The 15,929-nt window shown below is 71.3% G+C and carries 13 protein-coding genes and 1 pseudogene; 4 read left to right on the top strand and 10 right to left on the bottom strand.

From position 1 onward, the window contains the following. Positions 1-25: 25 nt before the first annotated feature. A pseudogene (locus ACIBF8_RS05545) lies at positions 26-556 on the bottom strand (sugar nucleotide-binding protein); the annotation flags it as partial. An 81-nt stretch (positions 557-637) separates the two neighbouring features. Beyond that, on the bottom strand, positions 638-2,461 hold the full coding sequence (aspS, locus tag ACIBF8_RS05540) for an aspartate--tRNA ligase (protein ID WP_396781256.1): 1,824 nt from the start codon (positions 2,459-2,461) through the stop codon (positions 638-640). Positions 2,462-2,615: 154 nt separating this feature from the next. Here aspS and ACIBF8_RS05535 point away from each other — a divergent pair, with 154 nt between their 5' ends. Beyond that, the gene (locus ACIBF8_RS05535; protein WP_396781156.1) at positions 2,616-3,350 is read left to right on the top strand and encodes a DUF998 domain-containing protein; all 735 of its coding nucleotides are present in this window, start codon (positions 2,616-2,618) and stop codon (positions 3,348-3,350) included. A gap of 163 nt (positions 3,351-3,513) precedes the next feature. Here ACIBF8_RS05535 and ACIBF8_RS05530 read toward each other — a convergent pair whose 3' ends face one another. Together ACIBF8_RS05530 and ACIBF8_RS05525 are read right to left on the bottom strand one after the other, a co-directional pair. Next, the gene (locus ACIBF8_RS05530; RefSeq protein WP_396781155.1) at positions 3,514-4,560 is read right to left on the bottom strand and encodes a S1 family peptidase; all 1,047 of its coding nucleotides are present in this window, start codon (positions 4,558-4,560) and stop codon (positions 3,514-3,516) included. 354 nt (positions 4,561-4,914) lie between these two features. Next, a complete protein-coding gene (locus ACIBF8_RS05525) occupies positions 4,915-5,391 on the bottom strand; it encodes a winged helix-turn-helix transcriptional regulator (protein ID WP_396781154.1) in 477 nt (158 codons plus the stop codon). A 55-nt stretch (positions 5,392-5,446) separates the two neighbouring features. Between ACIBF8_RS05525 and ACIBF8_RS05520 the strand changes: the two genes are divergently transcribed. Continuing rightward, on the top strand, positions 5,447-5,953 hold the full coding sequence (locus ACIBF8_RS05520) for a PaaI family thioesterase (protein ID WP_238659783.1): 507 nt from the start codon (positions 5,447-5,449) through the stop codon (positions 5,951-5,953). Between the two features lie 143 nt (positions 5,954-6,096). Here ACIBF8_RS05520 and ACIBF8_RS05515 read toward each other — a convergent pair whose 3' ends face one another. The 3 genes from ACIBF8_RS05515 to ACIBF8_RS05505 all read right to left on the bottom strand — a co-directional run bounded on the left by ACIBF8_RS05515 (position 6,097) and on the right by ACIBF8_RS05505 (position 9,219). Then, on the bottom strand, positions 6,097-7,035 hold the full coding sequence (locus tag ACIBF8_RS05515) for an acyl-ACP desaturase (protein WP_396781153.1): 939 nt from the start codon (positions 7,033-7,035) through the stop codon (positions 6,097-6,099). Between the two features lie 71 nt (positions 7,036-7,106). Continuing rightward, a complete protein-coding gene (hisS, locus tag ACIBF8_RS05510) occupies positions 7,107-8,435 on the bottom strand; it encodes a histidine--tRNA ligase (protein ID WP_396781151.1) in 1,329 nt (442 codons plus the stop codon). 73 nt (positions 8,436-8,508) lie between these two features. Further along, a complete protein-coding gene (locus tag ACIBF8_RS05505; protein WP_396781150.1) occupies positions 8,509-9,219 on the bottom strand; it encodes an MBL fold metallo-hydrolase in 711 nt (236 codons plus the stop codon). 270 nt (positions 9,220-9,489) lie between these two features. Here ACIBF8_RS05505 and ACIBF8_RS05500 point away from each other — a divergent pair, with 270 nt between their 5' ends. Beyond that, the gene (locus ACIBF8_RS05500) at positions 9,490-10,374 is read left to right on the top strand and encodes a peptidylprolyl isomerase (RefSeq protein ID WP_396781149.1); all 885 of its coding nucleotides are present in this window, start codon (positions 9,490-9,492) and stop codon (positions 10,372-10,374) included. 59 nt (positions 10,375-10,433) lie between these two features. Further along, complete coding sequence (locus tag ACIBF8_RS05495; protein ID WP_396781148.1) at positions 10,434-11,273, top strand: peptidylprolyl isomerase; 840 nt, start codon at positions 10,434-10,436, stop codon at positions 11,271-11,273. A 96-nt stretch (positions 11,274-11,369) separates the two neighbouring features. Here the strand turns inward: ACIBF8_RS05495 and ACIBF8_RS05490 are convergent, their stop codons facing one another. The 3 genes from ACIBF8_RS05490 to secF form a co-directional block, all read right to left on the bottom strand. Next, positions 11,370-13,892, bottom strand: coding sequence for a RelA/SpoT family protein (locus tag ACIBF8_RS05490; protein WP_396781147.1), 2,523 nt, complete (start codon positions 13,890-13,892; stop codon positions 11,370-11,372). A 197-nt stretch (positions 13,893-14,089) separates the two neighbouring features. After that, positions 14,090-14,656 (bottom strand): adenine phosphoribosyltransferase, encoded by a 567-nt coding sequence (locus tag ACIBF8_RS05485; RefSeq protein ID WP_396781146.1) that lies wholly within the window; start codon positions 14,654-14,656, stop codon positions 14,090-14,092. Between the two features lie 78 nt (positions 14,657-14,734). Continuing rightward, positions 14,735-15,928 carry a protein translocase subunit SecF gene (secF, locus tag ACIBF8_RS05480; RefSeq protein WP_396781145.1) on the bottom strand — a complete coding sequence of 398 codons (1,194 nt, stop codon included), beginning with the start codon at positions 15,926-15,928 and terminating at the stop codon, positions 14,735-14,737. Position 15,929 lies beyond the last annotated feature (1 nt).

Below are 15,929 nucleotides of genomic sequence, written 5' to 3'. Positions count from 1 at the left end.
TTATGCATAGGAAGTGTGGACGTACTCAGTGGGCGAGGACTTCGCGGACGCCGCGCAGCCGGGTGCGCAGCAGGCCGGCGGCGCGGGTGGAGTCCAGGCGCACGTCCACCGGTCGGACCAGACCGGTGGCCGCGCTGGTGGTGGACTTCAACCCGGCCGGATCCAGGCCGTCCCGCCCGGCGACCAGCAGGCCCAGCTCCGCCCGACTCACGGCCTCGGGCCCGGCCACGTTGAGCAGACCGGCGTACGGCGAGGCGACCAGCTCCAGCACGGCGTCGGCCAGGTCGCCGACGTCGATGGGGCAGCGCAACTCGTCGCTGAACAGGGTGGCTCGGCCGGCGAGCGCGTCCCGGCAGAGCTGGAACTGCTTGCTGCCCTCCCCCACGATCAGGGAGGTACGCACCAGCGCGGCGCCCGGGTCGACCGCCCGTACCGCGGTCTCGGCCGCGGCCTTCGCCGCGCCGTAGGCGTGCACCGGCGTCGGTGGTTCGTCGTCGGCGTACGGCATCGGGCGGCCGGCGTGCAGCGCGTCGCTGGACACGTGCACCAGTCGGGCGCTGTTGATCAAGAGGTTTGCGTCATCTCGCGGGGCGATGATCACGCAAACCTCTTGATCAACCAAGCAAGGGGCGGGAGGTTAGACCGGGTCTGCTACCGGGGCTGCCGGGCCGGCGGTGCCGGTGTGGGCCGTCGCGGCGGGCTTGGGCTTGGCGTCGATGCCGGCCTCGGTGCGCTGCTGGGCGGTGATCGGGGTGGGGGCGCTGGTCAGCGGGTCGAAGCCACCTCGGGTCTTCGGGAACGCGATGACCTCGCGGATCGAGTCGGCACCGGCGAGCAGCATGCAGACCCGGTCCCAGCCGAAGGCGATGCCGCCGTGCGGCGGGGCACCGTACTTGAACGCCTCCAACAGGAAGCCGAACTTGTCCTGCGCCTCCTCCGGCGTGATGCCGAGCAGGTCGAAGACCCGCTTCTGCACGTCACCCCGGTGGATACGGATCGACCCGCCGCCGATCTCGTTGCCGTTGCAGACGATGTCGTACGCGTAGGCCAGGGCCCGGTCCGGAGCCTCCTCGAACCGGTCGACCCACTCGGCGTTCGGCGAGGTGAACGGGTGGTGCACGGCCGTCCAGCCACCCGCCGTGCCGTTCTCCTGGTCGGAGGCCGGCTCGAACATCGGCGCGTCGACCACCCAGCAGAACGCCCAGGCGCTCTCGTCGATCAGGCCGGACCGCTTGGCAATCTCGACGCGAGCCGCGCCGAGCAGCTCCTGCGCCTCCCGCGTGGTAGCGCTCGCGGCGAAGAAGACCGCGTCACCCGGCTTGGCGCCGACCGCGTCGGCGAGCCCGCCCAGGTGCTCGGCGGAGAGGTTCTTCGCCACCGGGCCACGCGCCTCGCCGGTCTCGGCGTCCAGCACCACGTACGCCAGACCGCGCGCGCCACGCGCCTTCGCCCAGTCCTGCCAGCCGTCCAACTCCTTGCGGCTCTGCGCCGCACCGCCCGGCATCACCACCGCGCCGACGTACCCACCCGCGTCGATCGCCCCGGCGAACACCCGGAACTCGGTGCCACGCAGATAGTCGGTCAGCTCGGTCAACTCGACGCCGTAGCGCAGGTCGGGCTTGTCGGAGCCGTACCGGGCCATCGCGTCGTGCCAGGTGATCCGCGGGATCGGTCGGCTGATCTCGTGCCCGGCCAGGTCCTTCCACAGCGCCGAGACGATCGCCTCGCCGAGGTCGATCACGTCGTCCTCGGTGACGAACGACATCTCGATGTCGAGCTGGGTGAACTCCGGCTGCCGGTCGGCGCGGAAGTCCTCGTCGCGGTAGCAGCGGGCGATCTGGTAATACCGCTCCATGCCGCCGACCATCAGCAGCTGCTTGAACAGCTGCGGCGACTGCGGCAGCGCGTACCAGCTGCCGGGCTGCAGTCGCACCGGCACCAGGAAGTCGCGGGCGCCCTCCGGGGTCGAGCGGGTCAGCGTCGGCGTCTCGATCTCCAGGAAGTCCCGCTCGTGCAGCACACCCCGGGCCAGCTGGTTGGCGCGCGACCGCAGCCGCAGCGCGTTCGCCGGGCCGCTGCGGCGCAGGTCCAGGTAGCGGTACCGGAGCCGGATGTCGTCGCCGGCCTCGATCTGGTCGTCCACCGGCAGCGGCAGCGGCGCGGCCTCGGAGAGCACCTCCAGCTCGGCGGCGGTCACCTCGACCTCACCGGTGGGCAGCTCCGGGTTCTCGTTGCCGGCCGGTCGGCGGGTGACCTCGCCGACGACCTTCACGCAGAACTCGTTGCGCAGCGCGTGCGCGTCTTCCTCGCGGAACACCACCTGGACAACACCGGAACCGTCGCGCAGGTCGACGAAGATGACCCCGCCGTGGTCGCGGCGGCGGGCCACCCAGCCGGCGAGCGTCACCGTCGAGCCGGCGTCCGCGGCGCGCAGGCTTCCGGCATTGTGGGTACGGATCACGGCTGGCAACTCCTCATCGTGGAACAGTCCTCACCGGCATTCTGTCAGGGGTGGCCGCCCCGCCTCCGGGCACCCGGCAGGCCGGCCCGATTCGCTGGTGGGGTGGACCGGCGAACCCGACTCGCCCGGTAGCCGTGCCGGTTAACGTGGCGAAATGCGCGCCGTACCGAACTGGGCCGTCGTCCCGGCGGCAGCCGCGCCCGTGCTGCTGGTGACCGGTTGGACGGTGGCGGAGGCCCGACAGCCCATCGGGTACGACCCGGTCCGGGACACCATCAGCGAGCTGGCCGGGCAGGACGCCACCGACGCGTGGATCATGGTGGTGGCCCTGGTCCTGCTCGGCTGTTGCTACCTGTCGGTCGCCGCGGTCCTGCACGCGGCCGGGCTGCCCAGCCGGTTCCTGCTGGCGATCGGTGGCGTGGCCACCATCGCGCTGGTGGCCTTTCCCCGGCCGCCGGTCGGTGGCTCGCTCAGCCACGGCATCGCGGCGACGGTGGCCGTCCTCGCCCTGGTGCTCTGGCCGGCCGGCTCGGCGCTGTGGCTTCCGCGCGGTCACGACCCCGCACACCCCCGCCGACCGGAGCCGCCCTGGGCGTTCCGTCGAGCGGTGGGGCTCAGTGCCACGGCGGTGCTGCTCGCCCTCTTCGGCTGGTGCGCGTTCGAGGTGACCAGCGGGTCCCGCACCGGGCTGGCCGAGCGGGTGACGGCGGTCGCGGTCTCGCTCTGGCCACTGCTGGCGGTCCTCTCCGCCCGGCGGGCGCACCTCGCCTGGTCGGCCGGCGGCACCGTACGCGTCGGCCCGGACCTGCCGAGCCTCGGCGTGGTACCCCCGGACCCGCTCGGACCACCCGACGGGCCGGCTCCCGGGCGACCCGACCGGTTGCCCTGAGTCGTCGCGCCGCCCGCGCGGGTGACGCCTCCGTGCGGGCCGCCAAGCGGTGGCCGAGGTCGTCCGGCCCCGGCCGACCACCGCCGCGGTCGACGGATTTCGGTCGCCGCCAACGCGACACGGGCCGCCGGAGTGTTCCGGCGGCCCGCGAGCGGTGCGTGGATCAGAAGACGCTGACGCCGTAAACGCTCAGCGCCTCGGTGACCGGCTGGAAGAAGGTCGTGCCACCGGTGCGGCAGTTGCCGCTACCACCGGAGGTCAGACCCAGGGCGGTGCCGCCGGCGAAGAGCGAGCCGCCGCTGTCGCCCGGCTCGGCGCAGACGTTGGTGCGGATCAGGCCGGAGACCGAGCCCTCGGCGTAGTTCACCGTGGCGTTGGTCGCGGTCACCGAACCGCTGCGCAGCCCGGTGGTGCTGCCGGAACGCTGCACCGCCTGGCCGACGGAGGCGTTACCGGCGCCGGTGATGTCCCGGTAGCTGCCGTTGTAGAGGTAGACGTTGCCGGCGGCGTTGGCCGAGTTGTTGTGCCGCACGATGCCGTAGTCGTTGCCCGGGAAGCTGGTGCCGGCACGGGTGCCGAGCAGCGCGGTCTGACCCGAGTTCGAGTACCAGCTCGACGAGATGTTGGTGCAGTGCCCGGCGGTCAGGAAGTAGTAGGTGCTGCCGCTGCGCACGTTGAAGCCGAGCGAGCAGCGCCCGCCCCCACCGGCGTAGATGGCCTGGCCGCCGGAGATCCGGGTGCTCAGCACGCCGGCCTCGGCCTCGACCCGGACCGCGCCGTTGGCCCGCGCGGCGGCCGCCTTGACCCGCTCCAGCTTCGCCCCGGTGACGGTGCTGTCGACGGAGACGACGACCTGGTTGGTGACCGGGTCGCTCCACCAGGCGGTGCCCGGGATCTTGGCGGAGCGCTCCAGGTCGGCCGTGGCCCGGTTGAGCTCGGCGGCACCGCGGGTGACGTAGCGGACGACGGCGCCGGCCTTGCTCGCCTTGCTGGCGGCGGCCGCGTCGGTCACCGTGACGACGGACCTGCCGCTGGCGTCGATGTACGAGCCGGCGGACCGGTCGCCGAGTTCCGCGGAGAGCGCGGCGGCGGTATCGGGCGACGCGGCGGGAGCGGCCTGGGCGGGCGCGCCGATGAGCGAGCCGACGACCAGGGCTCCGGACACGGCCACTGTAGCCGTGACGCGGAGTGAGGACCTCGTGGGTCGCATGTAACAACCTCCTGGGCGGGGGAGCGGGTCTCGCCGGGGGCGGCTGACCCGAGGGCAACCCGGCCGATCTGGGGAAACTGGCCGGGTGAGACTGAAGTATTCACATACTTAAGATCATTAACAAGGCTTGGATTCGCCCGAATTTGCCGATCTTGGCCGGCCATACGGCCGCAACACCCCCGACACGCTGGCGAACAGCCACCGTCACACCGGCCGACGCGCCCAATCCAGCTTGCGCGAGCACGGCCATCGATGCGCCTGCCGCGCGGGGCAGCGCGTGCGGGCACGACGACGGGCGCCGTCCGCGAGGGAGCTACGGGGGGCGTCGCGCCAGCGGGTGCGACGGGCGCCGCATCAGGGGGTACGGCGACGCGCGCCGGGACCCGGGGCGGGAACCACGTCGCGGGAACGAGTTACGTCGTGCCCGTCGGCGCAGCGCAGCTCGGCGCGCACCTCGGCGCCACAGTCACGGTGCGTGACACTGAGCGGAGGACCCTCGGCGTCGGCGAGGTACCGGTCGCCCCATCCGAGCACCGCGACCAGCACCGGCCACAGGTCGAAGCCCTTCTCCGTCAGCCGGTACTCGTGGCGCAGTCGGCTGCCGGGCTCCCGGTACGGCTCGCGGCTCAGCACGCCCTGCTCCACCAGGTCGGCGAGGCGGTTGGTCAGCACCTGACGCGGAATGCCGGTGCGCACGCGCATGTCGTCGAAGCGGCGTACGCCGGTGAACACCTCGCGGAGCACCACCAGGGTCCAGCGCTCGCCGAGGATCGCCATCGCTCGCGCGATGGTGCAGTTCTCCACTGACCAGTCCAGTGCCGCAGGTCTCATCGGCCCAGGCTAGGTCTCATTGACAGACTCAGCAACGTGCTGCCAGGCTGCGTCCATGACGCAGACGCAGGAACCGGCGCGCAGCCGTACCTTCACCTGGGCGGACCCCTCGGTCAACGCCGCCCAGGTCGGTCGACGCAGTGGCCTCGACATGCTCCGGGCGATGATCGCCGGCGAACTGGCCGCGCCGCCGGTGATGCACCTTCTCGACATGACCCGGATGGAAGCCGACGAGGGTCGGGTCGTCGTCGAGCTGACGCCGCAGGAGTTCCACTACAACCCGCTCGGCAGTGTCCACGGTGGCGTGCTCTCCACACTGCTGGACACCGCCGCCGGATGCGCCGTACACACCACCCTGCCCGCCGGGGTCGGCTACACCTCGCTGGACCTCAACGTGAAGTTCCTCCGCCCGGTGACCGTCGACAGCGGCACCCTGCGCTGCGAGGGCACGGTGCTGCAACGCGGCCGCCGCACGGCCCTGGCCGAGGCCCGCATCACCGACGCCACCGCCCGCCTGATAGCCCACGCCACCAGCACCTGCCTCCTCCTCCCCCTCCCCTAACAGACCCCCCAGACCCCGGGGGCCCCGCCCCGCACCCGGCTGGGTTGATCATGAAGTTATTGCCCCGACACGCCGACGCGAGTGGCAATAACTTCATGATCAACGGCCTGAGGGGTCGGGGGTGGGGTGGGGGGTGGGGGGTGTTAGCGGGAGAGGCGGGCGGCTCGGGCGTCGCGCTTTTCTTCGAAGCGGCTGGCGGCGCGGTCCAGGTTGTCCAGCTGCGCGGCGAGCTGCTCGCGGGCGGCTTCGCCGTCGGCGTCGAGGCCGGTCACGTTGAAGACGTCCCACTGACGCAGCACCGGCTGGAGGACATCGTCGCGGTGCTGCCGCAGGTCGTAGATGCCGGCCAGGGCGATCGCCACCGACTTGCGGGCGAAGCCCTCGATGCCGTTGCCGGGCATCTGGAAGTCGGCCACCACGTCGGCGACGGCCCGCATGGCCTGGCTCGGCGCCAGCTCGAACGCGGCCGCGAGCAGATTGCGGTAGAAGACCATGTGCAGGTTCTCGTCGGCGGCCACCCGGGCCAGCAGCGCCTCGCAGGCGGGGTCGCCGGTGGCCTTGCCGGTGTTGCGGTGCGAGATCCGGGTGGCCAGCTCCTGGAACGAGACGTACGCCAGCGAGTGCAGCACCTCGTCGCCGTGGGCGTTGGTGTAGCCCTCCGACATGTGCGTCATCCGGGCCCGCTCCAACGCCACCGGGTCGACCGCCCGGGTGACGGTCAGGTAGTCGCGGATCGCGACACCGTGCCGCCCCTCCTCGGCAGTCCACCGGTGCACCCAGGTGCCCCACGCGCCGTCGCGGCCGAACAGGGTGGCGATCTCGTGGTGGTACGAGGGCAGGTTGTCCTCGGTCAGCAGGTTCACGATCAGCGCGGTGCGGGCCACATCCGGGATGGTGGAGTCGGTCGGCGACCACGCCTCGCCGCCGAGCGGCCCGTCGAAGGTACGCCCCTCGCTCCACGGCACGTACTCGTGCGGGAACCACTCCTTGGCGAGCGAGAGGTGCCGGTCGAGGTTGCGCGCAACCACCGGCTCCAACTCGACGAGCAGTGCGGTCTGACTCAGTGTGGTGCTGACGGTCACGAGAAACTCCCTACGGTGGCGTAACTTACGCTACCGTAGGTCCCCGCGGCCGTTAGCGCCAGTGGGGACACTCAACCGACCGTCGGCTTGAGGTCCTGCACCGGTGGCGTCCACTCCTGCGCACCGGCCGTGACCTGCTCACCGGAGCGGATGTCCTTCACCTCGTCCGGCGCCCCCTCGACACCGGGGAACCAGACGTACGGGATGCCGCGCCGCTCGGCGTACCGGATCTGCTTGCCGAACTTCGCCGCGCTCGGCGAGACCTCGGTGGCGATACCGCGCCGCCGCAGCGCCTCGGCCACCCGGTTGCTGGCGGTACGTCCCTCCTCGCTGGTCACCGCCACGAGCACGGCGGTGGGCACCGAACGGGAGACCGACAGCTCCCCCGCGCCGAAGAGCAGCCCGAGCAGCCGGGTCACCCCGATGGAGATCCCCACCCCGGGGTACGAGACGGTGCCGGCGGTGGCCAGGTTGTCGTACCGACCGCCGGAGCAGATCGAGCCGAACCGCTCGTAGCCGCGCAGCTGGGTCTCGTAGACGGTGCCGGTGTAGTAATCCAGCCCACGGGCGATGCGCAGGTCCGCCACGCAGAGGCCGGGCGAGTGCTCGGCGGCGGTCTCCACCACCCGAACCAGCTCCTCGATGCCGTCGTCGAGCAGCGGGTCACTCACGCCGAGCGCCCGGACGGCGTCGGCGAACGAGGCGTCCGGGGCGGAGATCTCGGCCAGCGCCAGGCACGCCTTGGCCTGCGCCTCGCTCGCCCCGGCGGTCTGGGCCAGCAGCTCGGCCACCTTCGCCGGGCCGATCTTGTCGAGCTTGTCCACGGCGCGCAGCGTCGCCTCCGGGTCGGTCAGCCCGATGCCCCGGTAGAAGCCCTCACTGATCTTGCGGTTGTTGACCTGGATGGTCACCGGCGGGATCGGCAACGAGCGCAGCGCGTCCCCGATGACGAGGGGCATCTCCGCCTCGTGGTGCGGCGCCAGGGTGTCCCGGTCGACGATGTCGATGTCGGCCTGGACGAACTCCCGGTAGCGGCCCTCCTGCGGCCGCTCGCCCCGCCACACCTTCTGGATCTGGTAGCGGCGGAACGGGAAGTTCAGCTTGCCGGCGTTCTCCAGCACGTAGCGGGCGAACGGCACGGTGAGGTCGAAGTGCAGGCCGAGCTGGTCGTCCGTGCCGGCACCCTCGGCGTCGGCGTGCAGCCGCCGGATCACGTAGACCTCCTTCGAGGTCTCGCCCTTGCGCAGCAACTGATCCAGCGGCTCGACGGCGCGGGTCTCCAGCGGCGCGAAGCCGTACAGCTCGAAGGTGGCCCGGATCTTGTCGAGCACGAACTGCTCGATCATCCGCTGGCCGGGGGTCCACTCCGGGAAGCCGGAGAGGGGCGTGGGCTTGCTCATCGGCGTACTCCTTGCGATTCCGCGCCCGCGGCGCGGTGGTGTCGTGGGTCCGCGCGCGGCGCGGACGAAAGATCTAGAGGCCCCGGGTGGGCGCGGCCGGCGACGTGCCGGCCACCTCGATGAGGTACGGGTTGCTGGCGCGCTCGCGGCCGATGGTGGTGCTGGGGCCGTGGCCGGGCAGCACGACGGTGTCGTCGGCCAGCGGAAGGATCTTGTCGCGCAGGCTGGTGAGCATGGCCGGCATGCTCCCGCCCGGCAGGTCGGTGCGGCCGATCGAACCGGCGAAGAGGACGTCGCCGGAGAGGCACAGCTCGTCCGCCTCCCAGCTCGACCCGGCGCCCGGCAGCCGGAACAGCACCGACCCGCCGGTATGGCCCGGGGCGTGGTCGACGGCGATCTCCAGGCCGGCGAGGGTGAGGGTGGCGCCGTCGGTCAACTCCGCCACGTCCTCGGGCTCGGTGTAGCTCAGCCGGCCGCCGAAGAGCGACGTCAGATCGGTCGACAGGCCCCTGGCCGGGTCGGCCAGCATCTCCCGGTCGCCGGGGTGCACGTACGCGGTGATGCCGCGTGCGCCGCAGACCGGCGCGACCGAGAAGGTGTGGTCGAGGTGGCCGTGGGTGAGCAGCACGGCGGCCGGATGCAGGTGGTGCTCGGCGAGCAGCGCGTCGAGCTGGTCGAGCACCCCGATGCCGGGGTCGACCACCACGCACTGCTCCCCCGGCGCGGTGGCGACCACGTAGCAGTTGGTGCCGAAGGCGTCCGCGGGAAAGCCGGCCACGAGCACGCGCGCTGTCCTTTCCGTCGAGCAGCTGTCGTCCTGCACAGCAGCCTATCGGGCGGGCCGAGCGAGTTTGCCGCGTCCGTCCCTCGCGCCCCGTACGGCACAGTGACAACGTCCGATAAACGCTGCTCGGGATGGGGTGGACCTCGTACACCACATTCCCAGTCACTAGCCGTACACTCTGGCGGGCGTGTGGCGCGGCACACGCGACGCCCGGACGGGCCGGGGCGACCGGCCGCCGGCGTCGACCAGGTAGAGGAAAGGGGAGCACGGGTGGCTTCCAGCAGGGACCGGCAGCGCAAACTGGCGCGGGCCAAGCTCGACCGGCAGTTGGCTCGCCGGGCCGCCGCTACGCGGCGCCGTCGGCAGATTCAGGCCGGGGTCGGCGCCGCTCTGATCCTCGTGTTGGTCGTGGCCGGCTCGGCCTGGGCGCTCGGGGCGTTCGACTCCGACCCGAAGCAGAACACGGCCGCGGCGGACACCTGCCTCTGGACCCCGCAGGACGCGACGGCCAACACCAACCTCAAGGACGTCGGCACGCCGGCCACCAAGGATCTGCCCACCGAGGGCACCCGGGCGATGACCGTGACCACCAACCAGGGCGCGCCGATCACCGCGGAGCTGAACCTGACCAACTCCCCGTGCGCGGCGGCGAGCATCGCGCACCTGGCCAGTCGGTCGTTCTACGACAACACCAAGTGCCACGAGATCACCACCGAGGGCGCGCTGCACTGCGGCGACCCCAGCGGCACCGGTCTCGGTGGGCCGACCTACTCGTTCTACGACGAGGAGCTGCCGACCGTGCCGTCGGCGTCACCGTCGGCCAGCCCGGCCCCCGACCAACCGCCGACGTACCCGAAGGGCACCGTCGCGATGGTCTCCAACCCGCCGGGCAGCAACGGCAGCCAGTTCCTGATCTTCTTCAAGGACTTCACCACCGCCGACCCGAAGTACCCGGTGATCGGCCGGGTGACCGGCGGGCTCGACGTGGTGGAGAAGATCGGCGCCCTCCCGACCGTGGACAATGGGACCGGGGCCAAGGTCAAGCCCAGCACCGACGTGACGATCCAGAGCCTCACGGTCGGTGAGCCGGTCACCGGTGCGGCACCGGCTCCCTCGGCCTCCGGCACTCCGGCCAGCAGCCCGAGCGCCGGCTGACCGGGCGCCACCACCCACCCAAGCGGCACCCAGCAGCAGACAGCCAGGAGGATCCAGGCGTGACGTCCACCAGAGAGCGGCAGCGCGCGGCGGCACGCGCCCGGCTCGAGAAGGAGATGGCCGAGCGCGCGGCCAAGGCCCGTAAGCGCCGGCAGACGACGGCGATCGTCAGCGCGGCTGCCGCGCTGGTGCTCGTGGTCGCCGGCACCGTCTGGCTGGCGGTGTCCCTCGGCGGCGACGACGACAAGGGCGACACCGCCGCGCCGGCGGCAGGCGCGGCCGAGTGCGCGTACAACGCGCTGCCCACGGACCAGCGGCCCCCGCAGATCAAGGACGTGGGGGTGCCGAGCAACCAGCAGTCGGCAAAGGGCATCCAGACCATGACGATCGACACCAACCTCGGCCCGATCACCGCCAAGGTCGACCGGTCGCTGGTGCCGTGCACGGCGGGCAGCTTCACCTACCTCGCGGAGAAGAACTTCTTCGACAACACCAAGTGCCACCGCCTGGTGACCGAGGGCATCAAGGTGTTGCAGTGCGGTGACCCCAGCGCCACCGGCAACGGCTGGCGGGACACCGACGGCCAGGGCGGCCCGAGCTACCGCATGGCCGAGGAGAACCTGCCCACCGACAAGCGCCCGCCGTACCCGGAGGGTGTCATCGCGATGGCCAAATCCCAGGATCCGGGGAGCACCGGCAGCCAGTTCTTCATCGTCTACGGCGACTCCCCGCTGGACCCGGCGTACACCGTGCTGGGCACCATCACCGGCGGCATGGACCTGGTCAAGGACGTGGCCAAGGCCGGCGACGACGGGGCGTTCGCCCAGCAGGCCGGCGGTGGCCACCCGAAGAAGGAGGTCATCATCAAGGACCTCACGATGAGCGCGCCGCAGAGCTGACACTCGCGCAGACGACCACGCGCCCGCCGGCTGAGCCGGCGGGCGCTGTCGTGTTCTCGGGGTACCCGTCGGCCACCGAGGGTGGCCGGGCGGGCGTCAGGCGCCCGAGGTGACCCGGTAGGCGTCGAAGACGCCGTCCACCTTGCGAACCGTGGCCAGCAGGTGGCCCAGGTGCTTCGGGTCGGCCATCTCGAAGCTGAACCGGCTCACCGCCACCCGGTCGCGGGTGGTGGTGACGGTGGCGGAGAGGATGTTGACCCGCTCGTCGGAGAGCACCCGGGTGACATCGGCCAGCAGCTTGTGCCGGTCCAACGCCTCGACCTGGATGGCGACCAGGAACGTCGAGGCGGAGGTGAGCTTCCAGCTCACCTCGACGACCCGCTCGCTCTGCGCGCGCAGGTCCTCGGCGTTGGCGCAGTCGTCGCGGTGCACGCTCACCCCGCCGGAGCGGGTGACGAAGCCGAACACCGAGTCCGGTGGGACCGGGGTGCAGCAGCGGGCCAGCTTGATCCAGACGTCGCTGACGCCGCGGACCACCACGCCCGGGTCGCTGCTGCTCTGCCGGCTGCGCGGAGGCCGGGTGGCGACGGCGGTCTCGGCGATGTCCTCCGCCGCGCCCTCCTCGCCGCCGTACGCGGCCATCAGCTTCTGCACCACCGACTGCGCGGAGACCTGACTGTCACCGACCGCCGCGTAGAGCGAGGCCACGTCGGCCAGGTGCAGGTCGCGGGCGATCGACATCAGCGCGTCGGAGGTGAGCATCCGCTGCAACGGCATGCCCTGCTTGCGCATCGCCTTGACGATCGCGTCCTTGCCGGCCTCGATCGCCTCCTCGCGCCGCTCCTTGTTGAAGTACTGCCGGATCTTCGTCCGGGCGCGTGGGCTCTTGACGAAGCCCAACCAGTCCTGAGTCGGGCCGGCCGTCTCCGACTTCGACGTGAAGATCTCGATCACGTCGCCGTTGGACAGCGTCGACTCCAGCGGCACCAGCTTGCCGTTGACCCGCGCCCCGATGCACTTGTGCCCCACCTCGGTGTGTACCGCGTACGCGAAGTCGACAGGCGTCGACCCGGTCGGCAGCGGGATGACGTCGCCCTTCGGGGTGAAGACGTACACCTCCTGGCTGGACAGGTCGAAGCGCAGCGCGTCCAGGAACTCGCTCGGGTCGGCCGCCTCACGCTGCCAGTCGAGCAACTGCCGCAGCCAGGTCATCTCGTCGATGTGCGCGGGCGGGCCGACGATCTGGGTGCCCTTGTGCTCCTTGTACTTCCAGTGCGCGGCGATGCCGAACTCCGCGGTGCGGTGCATCGCGTACGTGCGGATCTGCATCTCCACCGGCTTGCCGGTGGGCCCGATGACCGTCGTGTGCAACGACTGGTACATGTTGAACTTGGGCATCGCGATGTAGTCCTTGAAGCGACCCGGCACCGGCTGCCAGTTGGCGTGGATCACACCCAACGCCGCGTAGCAGTCCCGCACCGTGTCGACCAGGATGCGCACGCCCACCAGGTCGTAGATGTCGTTGAAGTCGCGACCCCGCACGATCATCTTCTGGTAGATCGAGTAGAGGTGCTTCGGCCGCCCGGTGGTTTCCGCCTTGATCTTGGCGGCCTTCAGGTCGGTCTGCACCTTCTGCGTCACCTGCCGCAGCAGCGCCTCGCGCTGCGGCTGGTGCTCCCCGATCAGCCGGTTGATCTCCTCGTACCGCTTCGGGAACAGCGTGCCGAAGGACAGATCCTCCAGCTCCCACTTGATCGTGTTCATACCGAGCCGGTGCGCCAGCGGCGCCAGGATCTCCAGCGTCTCCTTGGCCTTCTGCTCCTGCTTGGGGCGGGGCAGGAAGGTCAGGGTGCGCATGTTGTGCAGTCGGTCGGCCAGCTTGATCACCAGCACCCGCGGGTCCTTGGCCATCGCCACGACCATCTTGCGGATCGTCTCGGCCTTGGCCGCGTCGCCCAGCTTGACCTTGTCGAGCTTGGTGACGCCGTCGACCAGCAGGGCGACCTCACCGCCGAAGTCGGCCCGCATCTGGTCGAGGGTGTACTCGGTGTCCTCGATGGTGTCGTGCAGCAGCGCGGCGACCAGGGTGGTGGTGTCCATTCCCAGGTTGCCGAGGATCGTGGCGACCGCGAGCGGGTGGGTGATGTAGGGGTCACCGGACTTGCGGTACTGCCCGGAGTGCCACCGCGCGGCCGTGTCGAAGGCGCGCTGGAGCAGCCGGGCGTCCGCCTTGGGGTGGTTGTCCCGGTGGCTGGCGATGAGCGGCTCCAGCACCTCGCTGACCTGGGAGGTCTGCCAGGGCGCGTTGAACCGGGCCAGCCGGGCCCGGACCCGCCGGCCGGTGGGCGCGTTGGACAGCCCGAAGCCACCGCTGGGCGACGCGTCGCCGCTGGCGTCGGTCGGGAACGGCACCACGACGCCATCGGCGCCGGGGGACGCCTCGGCGCTCGGCGGGCCGCTGGTCGGACGCACCGCGCTCTCGCCGGAAGCCCTGCCGGAGCCGTTGCCGGTGCCCGTCACCCGGGCCGGCGCGTCGCCTGTCCGGTCAGTCACCGAGCCGTCAGCGTCGCCTGTCGGGTGCACCGTGCCCTCCGCCGGAGGGACGACATCGTGGGACACCGGCCTCCTCACCGCTCGCCGGAAACACGCCGGCCGAAGATCGGCCGACCTGGTCTCGCCCGCCGGACGGGGTACCGCCGGCGTCAGCAAAGGGCAATGCTACCCGCACGGACGGTCCCCTGCCGCTCCGCCGGACGGTCGGCGCCGGGTCCATCCGACGGATCCGGGATCAAACGGTCAACACACCGTCGACCGGCTCAAACGGTCAGTAGGGCGTGGACGGGACGCGGTGCCAGCCGCTCCCGCCCACCCAGGAAGCCGAGCTCCAGCAGCACGGTGAAGCCGCTGACCGTCCCGCCGGCCCGCTCGACCAGGTCCAGCGTCGCCTCGGCGGTGCCGCCGGTGGCCAGTACGTCGTCGACCACCAGCACCCGGTGCCCGGCGGTGAAGGCGTCCTCGTGCACTTCGAGGGTGGCCTCGCCGTACTCCAGCGCGTAGGAGACCGAGTGCGCCGGGCGGGGCAGCTTGCCGGCCTTGCGTACCGGCACCACGCCCACCCCGGTCGCGTACGCGATGGCGGCCGCGACGACGAACCCGCGCGCCTCGATGCCGACCACCACGTCGAACGAGTCCCGCCCGTGGTACGCGACGATCCCGTCGATCACCTCACGGAAGACCTTGCCGTCGGCGAAGAGTGGCATCAGGTCCTTGAACAGGACGCCGGGCTTGGGAAAGTCGGGCACGTCCAGCACCCGGCTGGCGACCAGTCGGGCGGCCTCCGGGCCACTGTCCCCGCGCGCTGCGGTGCTGTGGGTCTCCGTCACGGCTGTTTCGCTCTCCTTCGACGACGAACGGCGTCCGGCAACAGCATGCCGGACGCCGTTCGGGTGTTTCCGGGCGGGTCAGCGCCGCTTGGCGCCACCGGGCCGGTTACCGCCGCCGCCCGGGCGACCGCCCCGGGCACCGGTCGGCCGCTTGCCGGCCGGCCGGGCGCCCACCTTGGGGGCGGCACCGGCCAGCGCGGCGGCGTCCTGGTCGACCGGCTCGTCGGTCGCGTCGGCCCGAGCCGGGCTCGCGGCACCCTTACCGGTGACCTCGCCCCGGGCGATCGCACCCCGACGGGTCAGGACGCGCTTGTTGTGCGCCTGGATCCGCGGGTCGTAGTTCTTCAGCAGCGCCAGCAGCGGGGTGGCCACCAGGATGGAGGTCAGGAACGCCACCGCCATACCGACGAACAGCACCAGACCGAGGTCCTTCAGGGTGCCCGCGCCGAGCAGGCCGGCACCGATGAAGAGCAGACCACCGACCGGCAGCAGCGCGACGATGGAGGTGTTCAACGACCGCATCAGGCTCTGGTTGACGGCCAGGTTGGCCGCCTCGCCGTAGGTCTGGTTGTTGTTGGCGGTGATGCCCCGGGTGTTCTCCTGGACCTTGTCGAAGACCACCACCACGTCGTAGAGCGCGAAGCCCAGGATGGTGAGGAAGCCGATGATCGTCGACGGGGTGACCTCGAAGCCGACCAGCGAGTAGATGCCGGCGGTGAGGATCAGGTTCGTGATCAGCGAGGCGACCGCGGCCACGGCCATCCGCCACTCGAAGCGCAGGATCAGGTAGACCATCACCAGCGCGATGAAGATAATCAGACCGAGCACGGCCCGCTCGGTGACCTGGCTGCCCCACGCCTCACTGACCTGGTTGCTGCTGATCTGGTCGGCGTTGATGCCGAGGTCCTCGGCGATCTGGGCCTTGACCGCGGTGGCCTGCTCGGCGTTGAGCTGCGGCGTGCGCAGCTCGTAGGAGTCGCCGCCCGGGCCGCCGATCTTCTGCGCGGTGACCACCTCGACGCCGGTGTTCTCAGCGGCGAGGGCCGAGTTGACCTCCCGCTCGGCGTCGCTCAGGGTGCCGACGCTGGCCGGCACCTGGAACGAGTTACCGCCGGCGAACTCGATGCCGAGGCTGAAGCCGCGGATCGAGAAGCTCAGGATCGCGATCAGGACCAGGACCCCGGCGACGCTGAACCACAGCTTGCGCCGGCCGACGATGTTGAGACCGGCCTCGCCGTTGTAGAGGCGGCTCGCCAGACCGTTTTCAGCCATC

This window comes from Micromonospora sp. NPDC050276 (assembly GCF_044459545.1).
In the GTDB taxonomy this organism is placed as follows: Bacteria; Actinomycetota; Actinomycetes; order Mycobacteriales; family Micromonosporaceae; genus Micromonospora.
The sequence above is the reverse complement of the archived record's forward strand: the minus strand, read 5'-3'. Positions and strand labels throughout refer to the sequence as shown.

Coding starts and splice junctions, on each gene's coding strand:
- ACIBF8_RS05535 (WP_396781156.1), top strand. CDS start 2,616: ATGCGCGCCGTACCGAACTGGGCCGTCGTCCCGGCGGCAGCCGCGCCC.
- secF (WP_396781145.1), bottom strand. CDS start 15,928: ATGGCTGAAAACGGTCTGGCGAGCCGCCTCTACAACGGCGAGGCCGGT.
- hisS (WP_396781151.1), bottom strand. CDS start 8,435: ATGAGCAAGCCCACGCCCCTCTCCGGCTTCCCGGAGTGGACCCCCGGC.
- ACIBF8_RS05520 (WP_238659783.1), top strand. CDS start 5,447: ATGACGCAGACGCAGGAACCGGCGCGCAGCCGTACCTTCACCTGGGCG.
- ACIBF8_RS05530 (WP_396781155.1), bottom strand. CDS start 4,560: ATGCGACCCACGAGGTCCTCACTCCGCGTCACGGCTACAGTGGCCGTG.
- ACIBF8_RS05525 (WP_396781154.1), bottom strand. CDS start 5,391: ATGAGACCTGCGGCACTGGACTGGTCAGTGGAGAACTGCACCATCGCG.